The sequence below is a fragment of the Streptomyces sp. Ac-502 genome, from assembly GCF_045222935.1.
GTDB lineage: Bacteria > Actinomycetota > Actinomycetes > Streptomycetales > Streptomycetaceae > Streptomyces > Streptomyces monomycini.
This window is the reverse complement of the sequence record NZ_JBHFFO010000012.1, coordinates 1-17,003: the sequence shown is the minus strand read 5'-3', so window position 1 is coordinate 17,003 and position 17,003 is coordinate 1. Positions and strand designations below refer to the sequence as shown.

At 70.3% G+C, this 17,003-nt stretch carries 16 protein-coding genes and 1 pseudogene; 11 read left to right on the top strand and 6 right to left on the bottom strand.

Annotation, left to right across the window (positions count from 1 at the left end; genetic code table 11):
* Nucleotides 1-126 precede the first annotated feature (126 nt).
* Nucleotides 127-1,974 carry a pRL2-11 gene (locus ACEXOX_RS46860; protein WP_406527068.1) on the top strand — a complete coding sequence of 616 codons (1,848 nt, stop codon included), beginning with the start codon at nucleotides 127-129 and terminating at the stop codon, nucleotides 1,972-1,974.
* Between the two features lie 148 nt (nucleotides 1,975-2,122).
* Here ACEXOX_RS46860 and ACEXOX_RS46855 read toward each other — a convergent pair whose 3' ends face one another.
* Nucleotides 2,123-2,587 (bottom strand): hypothetical protein, encoded by a 465-nt coding sequence (locus tag ACEXOX_RS46855; protein ID WP_406527067.1) that lies wholly within the window; start codon nucleotides 2,585-2,587, stop codon nucleotides 2,123-2,125.
* A gap of 195 nt (nucleotides 2,588-2,782) precedes the next feature.
* On the opposite strand from ACEXOX_RS46855, the gene ACEXOX_RS46850 reads away from it, so the two are divergent.
* The 10 genes and pseudogenes from ACEXOX_RS46850 (at nucleotide 2,783) to ACEXOX_RS46805 (ending at nucleotide 9,991) form a co-directional block, all read left to right on the top strand.
* Entirely contained in the window at nucleotides 2,783-3,262 is a 480-nt protein-coding gene (locus ACEXOX_RS46850; protein ID WP_406527066.1) for a hypothetical protein, read from the top strand.
* A gap of 286 nt (nucleotides 3,263-3,548) precedes the next feature.
* Nucleotides 3,549-4,199, top strand: coding sequence for a hypothetical protein (locus ACEXOX_RS46845; RefSeq protein ID WP_406518340.1), 651 nt, complete (start codon nucleotides 3,549-3,551; stop codon nucleotides 4,197-4,199).
* Nucleotides 4,200-4,230: 31 nt separating this feature from the next.
* Complete coding sequence (locus ACEXOX_RS46840) at nucleotides 4,231-4,608, top strand: ATP-binding protein (protein WP_406518339.1); 378 nt, start codon at nucleotides 4,231-4,233, stop codon at nucleotides 4,606-4,608.
* A complete protein-coding gene (locus ACEXOX_RS46835; protein WP_406518337.1) occupies nucleotides 4,602-4,805 on the top strand; it encodes a hypothetical protein in 204 nt (67 codons plus the stop codon). Before ACEXOX_RS46840 ends, ACEXOX_RS46835 begins: the two co-directional genes overlap by 7 nt.
* 166 nt (nucleotides 4,806-4,971) lie before the next feature.
* Nucleotides 4,972-6,498 (top strand): Mu transposase C-terminal domain-containing protein, encoded by a 1,527-nt coding sequence (locus ACEXOX_RS46830; RefSeq protein WP_406526678.1) that lies wholly within the window; start codon nucleotides 4,972-4,974, stop codon nucleotides 6,496-6,498.
* 72 nt (nucleotides 6,499-6,570) lie between these two features.
* Entirely contained in the window at nucleotides 6,571-7,314 is a 744-nt protein-coding gene (locus ACEXOX_RS46825; protein ID WP_406518336.1) for an AAA family ATPase, read from the top strand.
* Nucleotides 7,315-7,895: 581 nt separating this feature from the next.
* Complete coding sequence (locus tag ACEXOX_RS46820) at nucleotides 7,896-8,087, top strand: hypothetical protein (protein ID WP_406518335.1); 192 nt, start codon at nucleotides 7,896-7,898, stop codon at nucleotides 8,085-8,087.
* 95 nt (nucleotides 8,088-8,182) lie between these two features.
* Nucleotides 8,183-8,539: a hypothetical protein gene (locus ACEXOX_RS46815; protein ID WP_406518333.1), complete on the top strand. Its 357-nt coding sequence runs from the start codon at nucleotides 8,183-8,185 to the stop codon at nucleotides 8,537-8,539.
* A 25-nt stretch (nucleotides 8,540-8,564) separates the two neighbouring features.
* A pseudogene (locus ACEXOX_RS46810) lies at nucleotides 8,565-8,729 on the top strand (DNA-binding protein); the annotation flags it as partial.
* Nucleotides 8,730-8,965: 236 nt separating this feature from the next.
* Nucleotides 8,966-9,991, top strand: a complete 1,026-nt coding sequence (locus ACEXOX_RS46805) for a hypothetical protein (protein ID WP_406527182.1) — start codon at nucleotides 8,966-8,968, stop codon at nucleotides 9,989-9,991.
* 158 nt (nucleotides 9,992-10,149) lie between these two features.
* Here ACEXOX_RS46805 and ACEXOX_RS46800 read toward each other — a convergent pair whose 3' ends face one another.
* The 5 genes from ACEXOX_RS46800 to ACEXOX_RS46780 form a co-directional block, all read right to left on the bottom strand.
* Complete coding sequence (locus tag ACEXOX_RS46800) at nucleotides 10,150-10,524, bottom strand: hypothetical protein (RefSeq protein WP_406518330.1); 375 nt, start codon at nucleotides 10,522-10,524, stop codon at nucleotides 10,150-10,152.
* Nucleotides 10,521-12,239, bottom strand: a complete 1,719-nt coding sequence (locus tag ACEXOX_RS46795; protein WP_406518329.1) for a hypothetical protein — start codon at nucleotides 12,237-12,239, stop codon at nucleotides 10,521-10,523. Before ACEXOX_RS46795 ends, ACEXOX_RS46800 begins: the two co-directional genes overlap by 4 nt.
* A 41-nt stretch (nucleotides 12,240-12,280) precedes the next feature.
* Nucleotides 12,281-14,290, bottom strand: coding sequence for a hypothetical protein (locus ACEXOX_RS46790; RefSeq protein WP_406518328.1), 2,010 nt, complete (start codon nucleotides 14,288-14,290; stop codon nucleotides 12,281-12,283).
* Nucleotides 14,287-14,991, bottom strand: coding sequence for a hypothetical protein (locus tag ACEXOX_RS46785; RefSeq protein ID WP_406518327.1), 705 nt, complete (start codon nucleotides 14,989-14,991; stop codon nucleotides 14,287-14,289). Before ACEXOX_RS46785 ends, ACEXOX_RS46790 begins: the two co-directional genes overlap by 4 nt.
* 96 nt (nucleotides 14,992-15,087) lie before the next feature.
* On the bottom strand, nucleotides 15,088-17,003 hold a 1,916-nt coding region (locus ACEXOX_RS46780), incomplete at its 5' end, for a Helicase associated domain protein (RefSeq protein WP_406527065.1).

Genomic DNA, 17,003 nt, shown 5'->3' with positions numbered 1-17,003 from the left:
CGTTGCCGTCAGACTGTCCACAGAGGCGGCGGCATTTGCGTAACTCTGTCCACAGGTGAGCTGGTTTACGTTCGCTGTCCGCTTCCGGGGGTGAGATGCCGGAAGGCACGGCGAAAGGCATCACGCATGACGCAGAGCAAGTTCGACAAGCAGGTGGAGGAGACCGCCGAAACGCTGGCGTTCGGCATCGGCCGGTTCCTGACCGGCCGGGACCTGGACGGCATCCGCCGCACGGATGCGACGTTCTTCCGTACGGGCCGCCGGGTGCTGCCGAAGGTCGAGGGCCGGGTGCGCCGTGCCTCCTACCAGGCCGGGTGGCAGCGCCTGGCGGTGCGGCTGACCGTCCTGGGTGCGGTCACCGAGACCGGCTACCTGGCCGGCCGCCACCCGGACACCACCTTCGAGACCGCCCGCGCGCTGTGGGAGGAGCCGCAGGGCGTCCTGCAGGTGCTGGAGACCAGCGGTATCGGCGCGGCCGGGGTCGCGGTCGCGGGCGGCCTGGCGTACGGGGTTCTGGGCCGGGAGCGGCGGGAGCTGATGCGCGAATGGATCGTCCCCTTGCACGAAGCCCTCCACCGGCCGCTGGGCATCGCAGAGCAGAGTGATCCGCGCCGCTACCTGCACATCCCGAAGAACTTCTCCGATGACGACGCGCAGATACGCATCGCCCTGCCCACCAGCCTGGCCTTCTCCCGCGACGTCGTCGCCGACCTCATCACCCAGAAACTCGCCCTGGAAGGCGTCACCTTCGCCTGGCACCCGGCCGGGGCCGCACCGTACGTGCTGGTGAAAATGACCCGCAAGCCCCCGGCCCGGGCCCTGTTCAAGGACCCGAAGATGCGAGAGCTGGTAGCCAAGGCCCCGGAATCCGCGCCCCTCATCGGGATCGGTGCCAGTGGCCGGACCGTCGCCGTCGACCTGGACGCCGAATCCCCGCACATCCTCATCAACGCCTCACCCGGCGGCGGCAAGTCGGTGACCATGCGCGGCATCGCCTGCCAGATGCTCCACCACGGCGCACGCGTGTTCGTCCTCGACTACAAGCGGATCTCCCACCCGTGGGCGCGCGGCATCGACGGAGCCACCTACTGCGCCGACATCGCCGACATCCACGACGCCCTCATCCAGCTCGGCGCCGAAGGCCGACGCCGCATCCGCCTCGCCGAACAGCTCGGCATCGACGCCGACCCGCACGCCATCGGCCCGCGGCTGCTGCTCCTGCTCGAAGAGGTCAACGCCACCATGCGGCAGCTGGCCCGCTACTGGGACAAGACCCGCCGGCCCGGTGAGCCGAAGACCTCTCCGGCCGTCGACGCGCTCAATGAGGTGCTCTTCATGGGCCGCCAGACCCGTCTGCATGTGCTCTTGGTCGCCCAGTCCGCCACCGCCCGCGCCCTCGGCGGCCCGGAGGTGCGCGAGCAGTTCGCCATGCGCCCAGGTCGTCATCGGCGGCACCGCGCGCGAGACGCAGGTGCTGTTCTTCACCGACGCCGAAGCCCGCCAGTGGGCCACCACCGGACCAGCCGCCACCGAGAAGGGCGCGGTCGTGCCCGCGCAACCGGGGCCGGTGCCGCTGGCCAAACCGTCCGCGCCTGCCGCACAGCCCGCCGACTCCCTCACCGAAGCCGGGGACGACACCGCGGCCCTCCCACCCGCACCCGCCGCCGGGCCAGCCCCGGCCGCCGACCGCGACGACCTGGCCGACGCCTGGAGCCTCACATCACCAGCCCCGGCTGCTGGCCCCGACGAGGCCGACACCACCCAGGCGGCAACGCCCCCGGAGAAGGCAGCCGCGGGCGATGGCGACCAGGCGGTGGTGGGGCTGCGCGCGGCCCACGAGCACCACCTGCCGGACATCACCCTCGCCGCCCTGCGCCACGCCCGCGCCCACGACCCCACCTTCCCGGCCTCGGCCGGCAAGCGCGGCACCGAACTCCTCTACCGCGTCGGCGACCTCAAAAAGTGGGCCCGTAACCGGCCCCGCGCCGCCTCCGGCACCACCGACCTGGACTGAGGCTGACGGGTGGGTCGGAGGTGCAATCCCTCCGGCCCACCCGGCTTTCTTCCGGGCATCACGTTGTCGAAGGCGAACGACCGCGTCGGCGCTGTGGAAAGAAGCCACCTACCGGCAGGGCGGCAGCGGGGCCCGGACGTTACGCCGAAACCGCTCCACGGCCGCCGACCAATTGTCCTCGACAGCCTGCACTCTGCCTGTGCCCTCGGAGCCGCGAGCCTCGTCATCGTCTTCGTACGGCTGCTCACCGAGGGCTTGAGCGAGCATCTCGCGTTCAGCGGCACGATCGGCGGCGGGCAGGGCCAGGAACAGCGCTGCCGCCTGCCGCAGGAGAATGCCCGCGCCCTCCAGCGCGGCGTGTGCGCGCCCGACCTCGTGCCAGCTGGCGCCGGACTCTCGCGCCGTGTCGGTAACCCCGCACGATGCCGAATGCATGCCCATCACGAGCCGATCCACCGTCTCCAGCGCCGACTGCGGGTCTGTCACCACCTGTCGTTGAAACTCCTCCAGGAGTACTTCTTCGGCCAGCGCCAGCACCGAGGGCGCCGATGACTCCGCCTTCTCGTTGTTCACGTCTGCTTAACGAGTTGGAAGAGGACGAGGACTCGGCTGCCTACTCAAAGGCTGAGTCCAGTCGGCCCTGGCGGTCATATCCCCTTTTCGGTATCCGGCTTTCGGTTTTCGTCGCCGAAAACGCCGGTGGCGCCAACAGCGGCCCGCCCGGCTCTTGGTGGGATGTCCCGGGCTGCGGGTGATCGTTGTCTGGGTATGAGTGATGCTTTGTCCGCCGGTGTGGCGGGTTCGAAGAAGCCGGAGACGGTGTGCGGGGAAGAGCCCGAGAGGGCGTGGGCCCTGCTGCGGGAGTTGGACATGTTCGTCTGGGACGCCATCGAGGAGGCCACTGTCTCAGGAGTGCCGCCGCTGACGGTCGCCAACAGGTACGTGCGATTGCGGACGCCGCTGAAACGGTCCCTGCTCGCTTCAGAGTCCCCGAACACCGCGCCGGCCCCGAGGGCCGACGTGCCCGCGCAGTCGCATACCCCATCGAAGCCCTCCGATACCGCTCCGAGACCAGTTGCGGCACAGCGACCTGCCCGGCCGGCCGGTGAGCGGGACGTCCTGGTGGCCAAGTGCCTGCGGACCAACCCGGTGGTGACCGGGCCTGAAGTCGCCCGGCAGCTGACTGAAGCCGGGTACCCGATGACGACGCGTACGGCCCAGCGGCTGCTGAGGAAGGCACGCGGGTGAACCGAGTCGGCCGAGCTGGGTGCGATGTGCTGGTTTGGTGTCGGTGGGTGGGTGTCAGTGACGGCATGTCAGAACTTGGTGTTTTCGCTGGTGGGATGCTGAGCAAGGGCGGGGTCGCTGCCGTGGGGCGGTGTATGCGGGGGCGCGGCTGTCATGGGGCGGTACACCCCGCTCCGCTCCGCTGTCTTGAGAACGGCACTTCTGAACCTTTCGAGGGCTGCGCGGCGGCACGGTGGTCCGTGTCGGTTTTGCGCGGGCGGAAGGGGCCGGGGTGGGGGAGCCGGGCGTGTGGGGTGAGGTCACGGCGGGGCTTCGGGTGTCCAGGCCGGTGCTGGTGGCGCGGCTGCTGGAGCTGGAGGCGGCTGGGACGTTGACGACGGCGCATGTGTGTGCGGGCGCGCAGGTCGGCGGGGTGAATGTGCGCACGGTGTGGCGCTGGCTGGATGCGGCGCGGACGGAGGGCCGCGTGGAGCGCAGGCCGCGGGTCCGGCTGGAGTTGTCTGACCAGATGTGGGAGGTGCTGGCTCAGGCGGGCGGGAATGTTGCGGCGCTGCACCGGCATCTGAAGGCGGCCGGGGGCGAGGTGCCTTCCCTGGCGTCGTTGCACCGGGCGGTGCGCCGGGACCTTCGGTCCGGCAGGGTCCTGCCGGACCGCGCGGTGGCGCGGCGGGAGCGCGAAGAACAGCAAACGCGGCAGGCACTGGCTGACCTGGCCCTGGCCGGATCGAGTGAGAAAGGTGCGGCGAAAGTGGCTGCGCGCCGGTTGCCGCGTCTTGTACCAGAGGCGACCGGGAGCTTGCCGGTGGGGGAGAACGGTGCGCTGGAGGGTGTGGCGTTGCCGGCGGGTGCGCAGCTGGTGCGGACGTCGTCGGTGCGGGCGGTGACCGAGGCGGTCGGGCAGGCGATGGCGACGGCGGGCGCGGTGTGTGTTCGGTGACCCGGGCCGGGGCAAGACCGTCGCCGTGCGGATGGCGCTTCGCGAAGTGCCCCCGGGCTGGGAGGTGACGTGGGTGCCAGTACCGGTACGTCCGTCGGTGGCCGGCATGAGACGTGCGGTGTTCGAAGCGCTGGCACTGGCGGGCCGCTTCCCGCACACGTCGGCGCTGGGCGACGCCGCAGTCACGGGGGCCTTGAGTGAGGCGCGGGTGCTGTTGGTCGATGAGGCACAGCGCCTGCCCGTGCCGTGTTTGGAGTACCTGCAGAGCCTGTGGGACCACCCCGGCACCCGGATCACGCTGGTGCTGTACGGGGCGGGCAGCGAGCGGCGCTGTCCCGGCTGCCGCAGCTGGCCTCGCGTATCGGCGCTTGGCAGGAGGTTCCACGAGCGGAAGCGGCGACCGTGGTGACCGGCTTCCATCCGCTGTGGCGCACCGTACCGGCCCCGGACCTGATGTGGATCGACCGGTCGTGCGCGCACGGCACGTTCCGCACGTGGGCCGCTTTGACTGTGCACCTGCAGAACGCGCTGCTCACCACCGCTGATGCATCCGTCGACCGGGCCTTGCTGAGGCGGCTGTTCAAGCGGGTCGTGCCGCCACTGTGAACGGAGCGCTCCTGCAAGAGACGCAAGGGCGATCGCATGCTCCCGGCCACCGGCAAGCACGCGACGTCGCACCCGCGTGAGGGGAGCTGACATGAAGGACGGCGACGCCATCCGCCCAGACGGCGGACTGCCTGCGGCGTCGAGGACGGCGCTGCGCGGTCCGGCCGTGCGGCGGCTGCTTGCGCTGCGGGCAGGGAAGAAGCTGACAGCAGTCCATGTACGGGTGGCCGCGGACGCGCTGGGAGTCGCGGAGCGCACGGTGTGGCGCTGGCTGGCCACCGCTCAGAGCGATGAGACCGCGGCCGCCAACCCCGGTGCACGCTCCCAGATCGATGCGAGGTTCACGGTCACGCCCGAGGTCCGTGGACTGTTGGCGCTGTGGAAGGGGAACGTGCGGGCGGTCCACCGCGAACTGGTCCTGCGTGCTGCCAGGCAGTCTCCGCCTGCCAACGCACCGTCGCTGACGACGCTGCACCGGGCGATCCGCCGTGATCTGACGCCGGGGGAGCGGGCCGGGCTCGCCGGTGGCGAGCGGGCGGCGCGCAAGCACGATGTGTTCCTGGCCAGGCCGCGGGGCTGGCGCAACCAGGTGTGGGAGACCGACCACATGCAGGCCCCGGTGCTGGTCGTTGTCGACGGCAAGGCCCGCAGGCCGTGGATCACCTGGTTCACCGACTGCGCCACCAACGCGATCACCGGCATCGCGGTGACGCCGGGGGATCCGTCGCGAGAGTCGGTGCTGGCCGCGCTGCGCTCCGCGGTCCTGCGTGAGGAACCCTACGGCCCGTTCGGCGGCGTGCCTGAGAAGGCGCGGGTGGGCCGCGGCAAGGACTTCCTGTCCCGGACGGTGACCGCCGCGTTCGACCTCCTGGACGTCACCGTGGAGGACCTGCCCGCCTACACCCCTCACCTCAAGGGCACCGTGGAGGGCCTGAACCGGGCGGTGGAGAGCATGTTCCTGGCCGCGCTGCCCGGCTACGCCCGCCAGCCGCGCCCCGGCAAACGGGCTGCCCGGCCGAAGAACGAAGTGCTGCTGGGATTCGAGGACTTCACCACCCAGCTTCTGGCCTGGACGCTCTGGTGGAACACCGAGCACCGCCCGGCGCCGTTGCGGGGCAGGACTCCGCTTCAGGCGTGGCAGGACGATCCCACCCCGCTGCGGGACGTGCCGGCCGCGGATCTGTGGACGTTCACCCTGGAGGACGCCGGCGTCCGCACGCTGACCACCCGCGGCATCCGCTTCAGGAAACGCGACTACGTGGGGCCGTGGATGACCGGCCAGGCCGGGATCCGGGTCCGTATCCGCTTCATGCCCCACCACGACCACCGCATCGAGGTCTACCACGCCGCCACCGGCCGCTACCTGGGCCCCGCGGACCTGGCCGACCAGGCCACCGACGAACAGATCAGCGCCGTACGAAGGGCGCGGTCCGCTCGCGCACGCCGCCTGAAGAAGGACCTGGAGGCTTCCCAGCGCGAGCGCTACGCCGCCGTGAACCAGCCCGAGGCACCTCAGCGGCTCGGCGCGCTGACCGGCGCGCAGGCCGAGGCTGAACTCGCCCAGAGTGCCGACTCCGACCTCGCGCAGCTCGCGATGCCGGACCTCATCCCGCACGCCGCGCCCCCGGCCGACTGGCGCACCCCGGCTTCCCTGGCCGCGCTGACCACACCAGACCCGCCCGTCCGGCCGTGACGGCGCTTTCGCCCCGGACGGCCCGGGCGGGCGGGGCGCACCTTCCACCATCGACGAAGACGGAGACTCCTCGTGACCGCGGCCACCTACCAGTACGTCGACCTGCCCGACGCCTCCGTGGTCACCACCCGCGCCCTGCTCACCGCCCGCGAGAACATCACTGACACCGTCGCCGCCCGCGCGATGATGTGCACCCACGGCGGCGCCGGCTTCGGCAAGACCCTCGCTGTCAACACCTGCCTGCGCGAACTCGAACCCGGCGAGGACGTCCGCAAGATCACCTTCCGGGCCCGGCCCACCGCCCGAGCGGTGCGCTACGAACTGTTCACCGCGCTCGACCTGGCCGGCGAGCCACCGCGCCACCCCAGCGAATTCGACCGCCTGCTGAAGACCGCCCTGGCCGAACGCCCCCGCACCTTCCTCGTCGACGAGGCCCAGTGGCTCAACGGCGAGGCATTCGAATACTTCCGCTACCTGTGGGACGAACCCTCCACCCAGCTCGCGATCATCTTCGTCGGCGGCGAGGGCTGCCACACCGTGCTGCGCCGCGAACCGATGCTCTCCTCCCGCATCTTCATCTGGCAGCACTTCACCCGCCTCACCCCCAGCGAGGTCCTCGACGTCATCCCGCTGTTCCACCCGATCTGGGCCGACGCCGACCCGGACGACATCACCTTCGCCGACAGCCACGCCGCACACGGCAACTTCCGCGCCCGGGCCCAGCTGACCGCCCACATTCGCACTGCCCTGGCCCGCACCGGCCGCCCCCGCGTCGACCGGGAACTGCTGCGCTGGGCCTTCAGCCGCTTCGCATGACGGGCGCACCTTTCGTCATATCCCCGTCACCCGTCACGCTCGTGGGTCGCAACGAGAGCGCGCCCCACATTTGCCCAGCCCTGGCCGGGCACCCGCATCTGTGCCACAGCGCCTGCCGCTCACACAGCACCTGTGCAGGACGAGGCAGCTCACGAGGTGCAGAGGACAGGCCGTGAGCACGATCAACATGCTGGGGGAGACGGAAGTCGAGGTGCTGCTGTGCAGTGTCCGGGGTCACCGGCCGCTGTCCCGGGATGCATTGCGGACACCGGGGCGGCCTCCGGTCACGGTGGTGGTGGACCGCACCGACGATGTGCGTTTCACTCGGACGGCGTTGTGCTCCCATGATCCCGCGGTGGGGCGCGTTGTGGTCCATCCGACCGTGCCCGGCGGGAAGCGCCTGGTGCGGCACGACCTTCTCGCGGCCCTGGAGTCCGTTCCGCCCGGGCGCTGGCCTGCTCGCCGGACGGCGGCAGCAGCGCTGTCCGATGCCGCGTATCACGCGGCGCGGGAATGGCCCGGCGGTCAGCTGACCGTCCTGCGGGCCCACCTGATGACCGGCGGCTGGGAGGCGCTGATCCATGCACCGTACGCCCCGGGTGGACGTGGTGCTCGTGCACCACGCCGAGCTGTCCGCAGACCTTGAACACTTGCTGCAGCACTGCGACCACCGCGTCCTCGACACCCTCGAGGCGATGCAGGCCCTGCACCCGCCCGCGGCAGGCAGACCGCTGCCGCCCCAGACGCGCGGTGCACGGGACGGACGAGGCTGACGCCGGATCCCGGACCAACTTTAAGCATCGATAAAAAGCGCTGAACTGCGCTACGATAGCTTTGTTCGCTTTTTAAATCCCAGTTAGGGGGCGACATGCTCGCCGTGGACGTCCGACAGTCACTGCGCGCCGGCCAGAGCGTCGAGCAGGGCGCTTCCCGCTGGTGGCGCTACGCACACCAGACCGTCGCCCAGCACGGCGATTTCCTGCTGGCCTTCGTCGACGGCGGGGTCTGCGTCGGCGCCTTCGAAATCCGCGGCCACACCGCGGATGAGACGCACGGCGGCAAATACACCTTCGACCTCGCCCCGGCCGCCCGCTTCCAATGGGCCCTGGGCCAGCGCCTGCCGCTGCCACCGGGACGCAACCCGGCCCGTATCCTCACCGGCCAGCACCTGCGCGCCTTCCTCGACGCCGCCCCGCACCCCCTCTCCCCGACGGACCAGGCCTGACGAGCCGAAAGGGAAATCCGACGCCATGCCGCCCCAGCCCGACCCCATCGACGCCCTCCTGCAGTCCGGACCGCGCCGCACCGAACTGCCCGAACCCGCCGAACGGGAACGTCTGCGCACCGCCTACGGGCTGACGCGCACCGAGGTCGCCCAAGCCCTCTCGGTCGCCCGCTCGACGGTGGCCGGATGGGAGAGCGGCCGCAGCGAACCCCAGGGAACCACCCGCGCCGCCTACGCCAAGCTCCTGGACGGCATGGCCACCCAACTGGCTGACACCGCTGAGCCCGCCGCCATCTCGGCGGCCGCCCCTCACCCCCAGCCCGCGTCTCCGCACGCCGCCGCCCCCGCCACGCAGGCGCCGGTGTTCGCCGAGGCGCACAGCGCCTTCGGCCCCGACGGCCTGGTGGTGCAGGGCGAGATGGCGCCGTGTCTGCGCTGCGGCGCCCCCACCCCTACAAGGCGACCGACGGCCGTTCCCTGCACCCGGGCGGCTTCTGCCCGACCCCCGCCGCCGCCCCGGCGTCACCGGTCGCCGCACCGACTGCCGCCGCTCCGACGCCGACCACCTCCGCGGCCTCCGAGCCTGCACCGGCCCCGGAACCGGCGGAGGGGACGAGTCCGGCCGCGCTGGCGGCGCAGAACGCGCAGCGTCACCAGTCCCAGCGCCGCGCCCGCTCCGCCGCCCGCGCCCAGGCGGACACCGAGCAGCTCATCGTCCGCGCGGTGCGCACCGAACTCGACAAGACCGAAGGCGATGCCGACGCCGCGACCGCCGCGCTGATCAAGCGCGCCATCCCCGACGTGATGGCCCTGTTCGACGAAACCCGCGCCAACGCCCGCTACGACTACACCGCCTACCCGGCGCTGCCGGAGGTCCTGCACAAGCCGAAGAAGGGCGACCCGGACCTGATCTGGGAGGCCCGCCCGAACTGGCGTCACCCCGACTTTCGCCGCCACCCCGACGGCACCCTCCACGTCACCGCCCTGGACGTGAACGCCGCCTACCTCTCGGCGATGAAGACGTGGCTGCCGATCGGCAAGCTGGAGCACTCCACCGACGGCCTCCACGACCGCAAACGCGCCGGCGTCCACCTGATCACCCCACCCGCCTGGAACCACCGCGACCTGCCCAACCCCCTCGGCGACCGCGACGAACCGGGCCCGCTGTGGGTCACCGAATCCACCCTGCGCCTGCTGCTGCGCCTGGCCGGGCCCAAGTACGGCCTTCTGGACGCCCCGCCGGTCATCCACGAATCCTGGACCTCCGGCGCCACGGAGAACTTCCTGGACGCCCTGCGCGTCCTGCTCGCCGGCGCCCGGACCAAGGCCATCGAGACCGGCGACGACGTCACCGAGGCGTATGTGAAGGCGATGTACGCCAAGTTCGTCTCCACCCTGGGCGAGTCACGTTCGACCCTGGACGATAAACGACAAGCTGAGTCGTTGACGTAGCGTCAGCGCTCGACGATGTGCTGGCTGAAGACTGGGTCGTCGAGGTCGGCGTGTTCCATGGCGTTCCGCAGGTCACCCCGGCTAGGCAGGGTTGTCATCACCGGACGCGGCTGCCCGATCCCGCCCGGTGGCCCAGCAGGAGCCGCTGCCGAAGAGCTTCACCGGCCTGCTGGCCCGGCCGTGCGCCCTACGCGTAGAGCGCTCGGGGTAGGTCGTGTGGTCGGAAGGACACCGGTCACGATCAGCCGGGGGATCTCCGTGGCGCTCCGGGCATGCCGGATGATCCATATGCTGTCTTCGATGTCGCGGTATCCGGCTGAGTGGTCGCTGGCATCGCCGACGAGGAGCAGGGCGAAGGGCGGGCCGGTGGCGGTGTAATTGGCGGCCTGAGCGAGGTAGTCCCGCTCAACCACGTCCTGGGTCTTCCACCGCGTGGTGCGCCACTTGATCTCGGCGACGAAGCGGCTAGCGGGGTCGGGCGTGTAGATGACGTCTGCCCGTCCGCCAGCGACGTCCCACTTCTCCCGCGTCACGGTGCCAGGGGGAAACAGGGGGCTGATGTGTTGATGGAAGTCGTCTTGGAGGTGCTTCTCGTTCCAAGCCTCAGCGGTGCCGTCGGTGTTCTTGCGTGCCGGCCCGAGGTAGGCGGTGCGCTCACCGTAGAGGTTGGCCTGGGCATCGAACCGGTCGTAGAGGAAGCGCAGGAAGTGCTCCAGCAGGGGGTGAAGTAGTGGCTATCGGCTGGCTTCCAAGCTGGGCTGGTTGTCAGGATGTCGAGCAGGTTTTCCAAGTGGGTGTCCACGCGGGCGTTGCCGGTGGGGGTGTAGCCCTTGGTGAGTAGGTGGGCGAGTTGCTCGAGCCGGTCGAGCTGGTGAGGGTCGACGTCCTCGCGTAGGCCGGTGGCGTCAGAACGGAAGAGGGCGGCAAGTGCGGGTCGGCCTTCCAACGCTTTTCCCGGCACCGCCTCCGGTCGTGGCGGCTCACCAGCCGACTGCTTGCGTCGCTGGCGCACAGCGTCATACAGGGTCTGGGCGTCCGGGTGGTCGGTGAACTGAGGGTCGTGGGTGAGAGCCAGCTCCAGCTGGTGCAGCAGGCCTTGGCTGCGCACGAACGGCGCCTCTACTGCCGGGCTGATCAGCGCCGTAAGCCCCAGGGAGCCATGGGTGGCGGACTGGATGCTGCGGCTGGTCAGGTAGACCTGCAGGAGGTCGTGCAGGGCGTCGGCGGGGTTGTACCAGCTGGGCTGGTCCAGGTGTGCCTGTGCGGTGTTGAGTGTGGTGACGAGCTTCGACCAAGCGCTTTGGGTCAGGCTGCGGGCGCTGAGCCAGTCGAGCTGGTGCATGCGGCCGGTCCAGGCAGTGAGGTGTGCGGCTGTGGCGTCCAACTGGCAGGCGGCGTCGGCGAGCCGTTGCCGGGCGCTGTTGTCGCCCGTCGGGTCGTTTTCGAGGTCGGCGAAGGCGAGGACGGCCTGGATGGCGGCGGCGTGGGCGCGGGCGTCGAGGCGTCTCTCGTGGGTGCGGTCGAGCTCGGTGAACCGCATCAGGGCTCGCCGCAGCTGTTCCTCGGCGGTGGCGCGGTCGGCGGCCTCCAGCGCGGTTCGCTCGTCGGCCAGGGCAAGTTCGAAGCTCGCGTCGGCTCGGGTCGCCGCAGTCAGGTCGGGCTGGTTCTCCAGAATTCCGAGGACGTCGAGGAGGGGGCCGGTGTCGGCGAAGTGGTCGCGGGTGATGCCGATCAGGATCGGCAGACGTTCCAGGGCGTCGGCAGGCTCCCTGCCGGTGATCTCGGTGAGGAGGGCGAGCAGACGGTGTGGGGAACCTCCCGCTACCGCCAGGCGCAGCAGGCCAGTGATCGCCGGCTGGGCGAGGGCGGCGTCACAGTCGCCGGTCAGCGCGCCCTCTGCGAGCGTGGCCAGATCTCGTACGATCCGGTTGCCCAGGCGGGCGGCCAGTCCCGGCTTGGTGCACACGACGTCGAGCGCGTCGGCGAGGACCCACGCCGAGTGAGGATGGCGCAGGCCGCGAGCTGCAGCCGCGAGCAGCGGAGCAGCCTGCTCGGCCGGGATGGTGTCAAGGCCGTGGGCCAGCGCGGTGAGAAGGTACGGCAGCTGAGGGCCGGCAGCCAGCGAGTCCGCCTCAGCCGCGACCGTGTCTGCACCGCCGAGGTCCTCTAGCCGGGGTCCGGCGTCCAGTTCTTCATCGCTCGCCCGGCTGGCCCATTCCTGGAGGGCCTGGTCCACGCTCGGAGACACTGTCCTCTCCTTTCTGCTGGGCTGTGCCGGAAGCGAGCAGCTTAGAACAGGTGTTCACTGTTGCGAGTGATGAGGTGGTCGGCAGGCAGATCGCTGACAAGCTCGGGCTGGGCGGTGGTCAGCACGACCTGGAGGTCCGGTAGGTCCTTGGTGATGGCCTGCAGCTCCGCGATCAGGGTCCGGGCCGGTACTTCGGTGACCTCCTCGGCGGCGACGGAGTCAATCAGCAGCAGACCGGGGTGCGCCGTCACGCCGCGGTCCGCCCCGACACGGAGCAGCGCGATGACCGTGGCGATCCGCATGCGCAGCCGGTCACCGCGGCTGAGGCGTTTGAATGAGGTCTTTACCCCGGCCTTGACGGCGTTGACCCGACCGGAGCGGTCGAGCCGCACGCTGTCGAGGTTCTGCACTCCGAACCGGGTCGCCAGCTCGACGATCTGGGTATTCATCGCCGGGAAGAGCCGCTTGGCGGCTGCATCGACGGCCTCTCGTACGGCCTCGGTCACGGCCTCCAGGATCTGGGCGGACACGGGAACGGGCGGCTCTTCCCGTCCGGAGCCGGTGGCGGCGAGACGTCCTTTCAAGCCGGCCGCCTGAAGTTCCAGCTGGCGAAGGCGCTCGTGGTTCTGCGACGTGGCCAGCGCTGTCTGCAGCGCGGCCGCGGCCGTCTGCTGCTCGGTGAGCGCGGCGTTCACTGCGGCCGCTGCGGCGTCGCGCTGCTGACTCGCCGCGTCCTCCGCCTCCCGCGCGCTCTCGAGCTGCTGCTCCAAGCCCTGCAGCAGCAGCTCGGCGGTTTCTTCGTCGACCTCGGGCAGCGGCCGGGTGCACACAGCGCAGGAGGCGTCCTCGCGCTCCTGTTGGCGGCGGTCACGATCGAGAGGCTCCTCGCATCGCGGACAGCACACGGGATCGAGCCGGCCGAGCACCCGCCGCGCCTGCCAGGTCTCACGGGCGTCCAGCAGCGCCTGGTCGGCGCGCACCCGCGCCGTGTTCGTCTCGGTCAGGCTCTGTTCGGCCTCATGGAGCACACTCTGCGTGTCCCGAAGGCTTGCTGCCGCCTGGTCGGCGACCTGGAGCAAGGGAGACACGTCCCGGCTCGCCACGTCCCGAAGTTCGGCGATCTGCTGGGAGAGCTGCTCCAGTTGCTCCTGCCACGCGGTGCGCTCGGCCCTGCGGGCGTCGGCGTCTCCTTCCGCACGGCGCTTTCCTTGAGCGAGGGTCTTGCGCTCGCGCTTGTCCGCGACCGACAGCTGAGTGAGCACGGTGCTGTAGGGGATGTCGACGAAGAGCTCCATGAGTCGGGCGGATAGGCCTACAGCGTTGACATCCCCGAGAAGGATCTCGTCGCCCCCCGGGTTGAGGTAACACGCTCCGAAGTACGAGGCCCACCCGTGGACCTGAGGGGCGCCTTCGCCGTCGGCGCCTCCGCCCGCCTGCCACAGGCTCGTGTGGCCCATCCTCAGCGAGTCGAGGAAGAAGGCGCCGATGCTGCGCTCCACCTCGTCGGCTCCGGAAGCCTGCTCCAGCAGGCGCAGGCCGTCCCCGCCGTCGTCGGCAGCCAGGAGCTGCTCCAGAGTGTCGGCGGTGAGGATCCGCCCGCTCAGCGCGGGATGGGCGTCGGGATCGACATCCAGGACGATCCGGATAGGGCGTCCGGCTACCGCGATGTCCATGCTCAGATGCCGCACCCAGGAGCGAACGTCCAAAGGCAGATCGCGAGGCTCTCCACGAAGCGGCCAAACCATGAACTCCAGCATGCTCGTCTTCCCCGCACTGTTGTCAGGGTGGACGACGGCCCACACGCCAGACGAGAAGTCCTGCTCCACGCGGAAAGGCTCGCCCGAGTGCTTCACCCCTTGGACCCGAAGGCGCAGCATCCGCAGTCGGCGGTCGGCCGCTGCCGGACTCTTCAGGGTGATGTTGGCCTCCGCGAGTGACCGCTCCACCTGCTCCGGAGTCACCCCCAGCTTCATGGCGACACTCTGCAGAATGTCGCTGGCCCGCGGCACCTCGGGGGTCGCCGCAGTGGTTGTCTCGGGTGACACGGTCACGAGGCCTCCTGGTCGACATCGGACACCGGCATCGAGGCGGCAGCCTCCAGGTGACGCAGCCGGGCGCGGGCTTGCTCGGTGATGGGAGAGATGTACTGCCTCCACGGAGTGTCGGCGTAGTCGCTCAACAGATACTGCCGGTTCTTGATCTGCGTACCGCCGAGCCCATCGACCAGCGCCACGACCAGGTGGGTGCGCTGGATGTACCACTCCAGCGCGGGGGCGTCATGCACTAGCGACCGGGTCACCTCACGGCCTCGTTCGAGGAGGAAGTAGACGTGCTCGACGACGCGCTTCTGACCGCTCCTGCCAAGGACTTGCGTCTTGCGGATCAGACCGCGCTCCACGAGTGGGGCAAGCGCGTCATCCAGTTCCTCGAAAGCGCCGAATTTATGGCGCAGCATGAGGAAGCGCCTCAGATCGGGCTCTTCGGAGCTCAGGATGTCCGAAGCGAGGGTGAGCAGCCCCCTCTCATCGGGAGCCGCCTCGTACTCGTTCATCAGCTCGAAGGCCAGGTAGTCCGGGTAGCGGACCCAAAAATCCAACTTCTGTAGGCGGACCTGTGTGCGGACCACGCCCACAGTTGCCGCTGGTACGTCATCGTCCTCGGCTGGCGGCTTGGCGGCCGCGTCGATCAGCAGCAGCAGCCGGATGGCATCCTGCCAGCGGCTTGCCCTGCGTACCGCCAAGGGTGCGACCATCGTGCTCCTCACACCAGTGTCCGCGCCATCACGAAGGGGCATCTTTACAGGCAGACGGGCCTGCACGCCAGACTCAGGAAGCGTTATACATGTGTCTTACAGAGCCCAGTCGATGCCCAGCTCCCGTAGGGCGGCGCGCTGCTCCGGGGTGAGCTTGTCCCGTCGGCTCTTGGTGTTGGAGAGCCACACGCCCAGCTTCACCGGGACCGGTTCCGCCTGGTCTTCGACCGTGATCTCCACGACGGCGCCACGCGGGACGGGCCGCTGCCCTTCCCGTTCCACCCACTGCGTCAGGGCCGTCAGGCCCCGCTGGAACGCCGCCTCAGCCTTGCCCCCTGCCTTCCTCGGCCCCTTGGCCGTGTCGGCCGGCGCCGGAGCAAGCTCTGTCGGGGCAGCGGCAGCCAGGGGGAGGGTGGCGCCCCGCACGCCCAGCTTGGTCAGCCGCTCGCGCTGTTCGGGCAGGAGCTGTGCCCAGGTGCCTGGCTCCTGCTGGCGCCACCTCCAAATGCCGATGTCGTCGCCGTCGTAGACGACGCCCGGCGCGATGTAGGGCAGGTGGCCGTCGGCGTCGACCAGGTCGGCGAGTACCCGGTAGTGCCGCTGCCAGCTCAGCGGCCAGGGGCAGTCCCAGTCCGGGTCGATCGCCGTCAGCTGCTCCGCGCGGTCAGCGGCCCGCTTCGGGTCTTTGCCGAGGCCGCCCTTCCGCCGGAGGTTGGCCATGTGCTGTCCTACGGGCACCATCGTTTCGCCCTCGCCCCACACCGCGTCCTGACGTGGAGCAAGGTGTCCGGTCGCCCGCCGGTAGGACCGCAGGGCGGCCAGCTTGGCCTCCCACGCCTCTTCGCCCGGCTCCCAGACCATCCCGGCCTCCGGCGCGTCCAGCAGCGTCTTACGCCGCTCCTCCAGCTCCCCGGCCCGCAGGGCCTTGCGCTGCTGGTGCACCCACCGCCCGAGGGGAAAATCCTTCGTGACCCCGACCTCGACCTCAACGTCGTAGGGCACGGCGTAGATGCCGGTGATCTGGTTCTCCTTCCGCCAGCGGATGAGGGCCTGGTAGCCCGTCAGCCACACGAGGGCCTCGGGCCGGTAGACCCGGGTCCGCAGGAAAGCGGCGATGGTCGCGGTGTCGCGCGGGCTGGAGAAGTGCAGCAGCGCGGACTCGGCAGCGGCGTCGGTGTCATCCTGCTCCTGGTCGTCGCCGTCGCTCTCGCCGCCGGCCCCGACGATCCGCCCGTCCTCGTCGCGCTGGAGGTGGACCTTGCGCTTGCCGCTGGTGAGGGCACGGGAGGCGAGCTGTTCGACCATGCGCTCGTCGTGGGAGCGCAGGCCCTGGAGGACCGCTACGAGCGGGCGGAAGCTGGCGCTGGCGACCATGTCCGTCGGGTCCTCGTCGGGCTCCAGGAAGACCGGCACGATGATCCTGGCGACCTTGGTGGAGCCGTCCTTGTTGAGCCGGAGCGCGCGGCCGATGTTCTGCACGATCTCCACCTGCGAGCCGCGGGTGTCGGCGAAGCAGACGGCCTCCACGCCGCGCTCGCCGGTGATGTCGACGCCTTCACCGAGTACGCGTACGGAGGCGAGGAAGGCGCGGTGGACCCGGCGGCCGGCCGCGTCGATGCCGTTGGCGAACTGGAGGATCTTCTCGCGCCGTTCGGCGACGGTGTGGTCGCCGCACAGCCACGCCGCCCACACGCGGTCCGGGGGTACGTGGCGGCCGGCCTCCAGCTCGTAGAAGGCCGCGTCGATGGAGGACGCGGGGAGCTTGTCGGCGGCGGCCAGGTCCTCATCGGTGGCGTCGTTGACGTACAGCTCGGCTGCGGTCTTCGGGAGCTTGTCCGCGAAGGCCTGGGCCTCTTCGACCTTCTGGTGGAAGGTCATGACGGTGCGGAGGTTGTGCGCGGCGGCGTGCTCCAGGAGCGCGGTCTGCAGCAGCGCCAGGCGCCGGCCCCGCCGGGCTTCCTCGGACTCCCCGAGGACGGGGGAGGGGTCGCGGATCTCCAGGACGTCGATCT

Excerpts from the sequence above, each read along its gene's own strand:
- ACEXOX_RS46815 (WP_406518333.1), top strand. The coding sequence starts at position 8,183 with ATGCTCGCCGTGGACGTCCGACAGTCACTGCGCGCCGGCCAGAGCGTC.
- ACEXOX_RS46850 (WP_406527066.1), top strand. The coding sequence starts at position 2,783 with ATGAGTGATGCTTTGTCCGCCGGTGTGGCGGGTTCGAAGAAGCCGGAG.
- ACEXOX_RS46840 (WP_406518339.1), top strand. The coding sequence starts at position 4,231 with ATGGCGCTTCGCGAAGTGCCCCCGGGCTGGGAGGTGACGTGGGTGCCA.
- ACEXOX_RS46860 (WP_406527068.1), top strand. The coding sequence starts at position 127 with ATGACGCAGAGCAAGTTCGACAAGCAGGTGGAGGAGACCGCCGAAACG.
- ACEXOX_RS46785 (WP_406518327.1), bottom strand. The coding sequence starts at position 14,991 with ATGGTCGCACCCTTGGCGGTACGCAGGGCAAGCCGCTGGCAGGATGCC.
- ACEXOX_RS46820 (WP_406518335.1), top strand. The coding sequence starts at position 7,896 with ATGCACCGTACGCCCCGGGTGGACGTGGTGCTCGTGCACCACGCCGAG.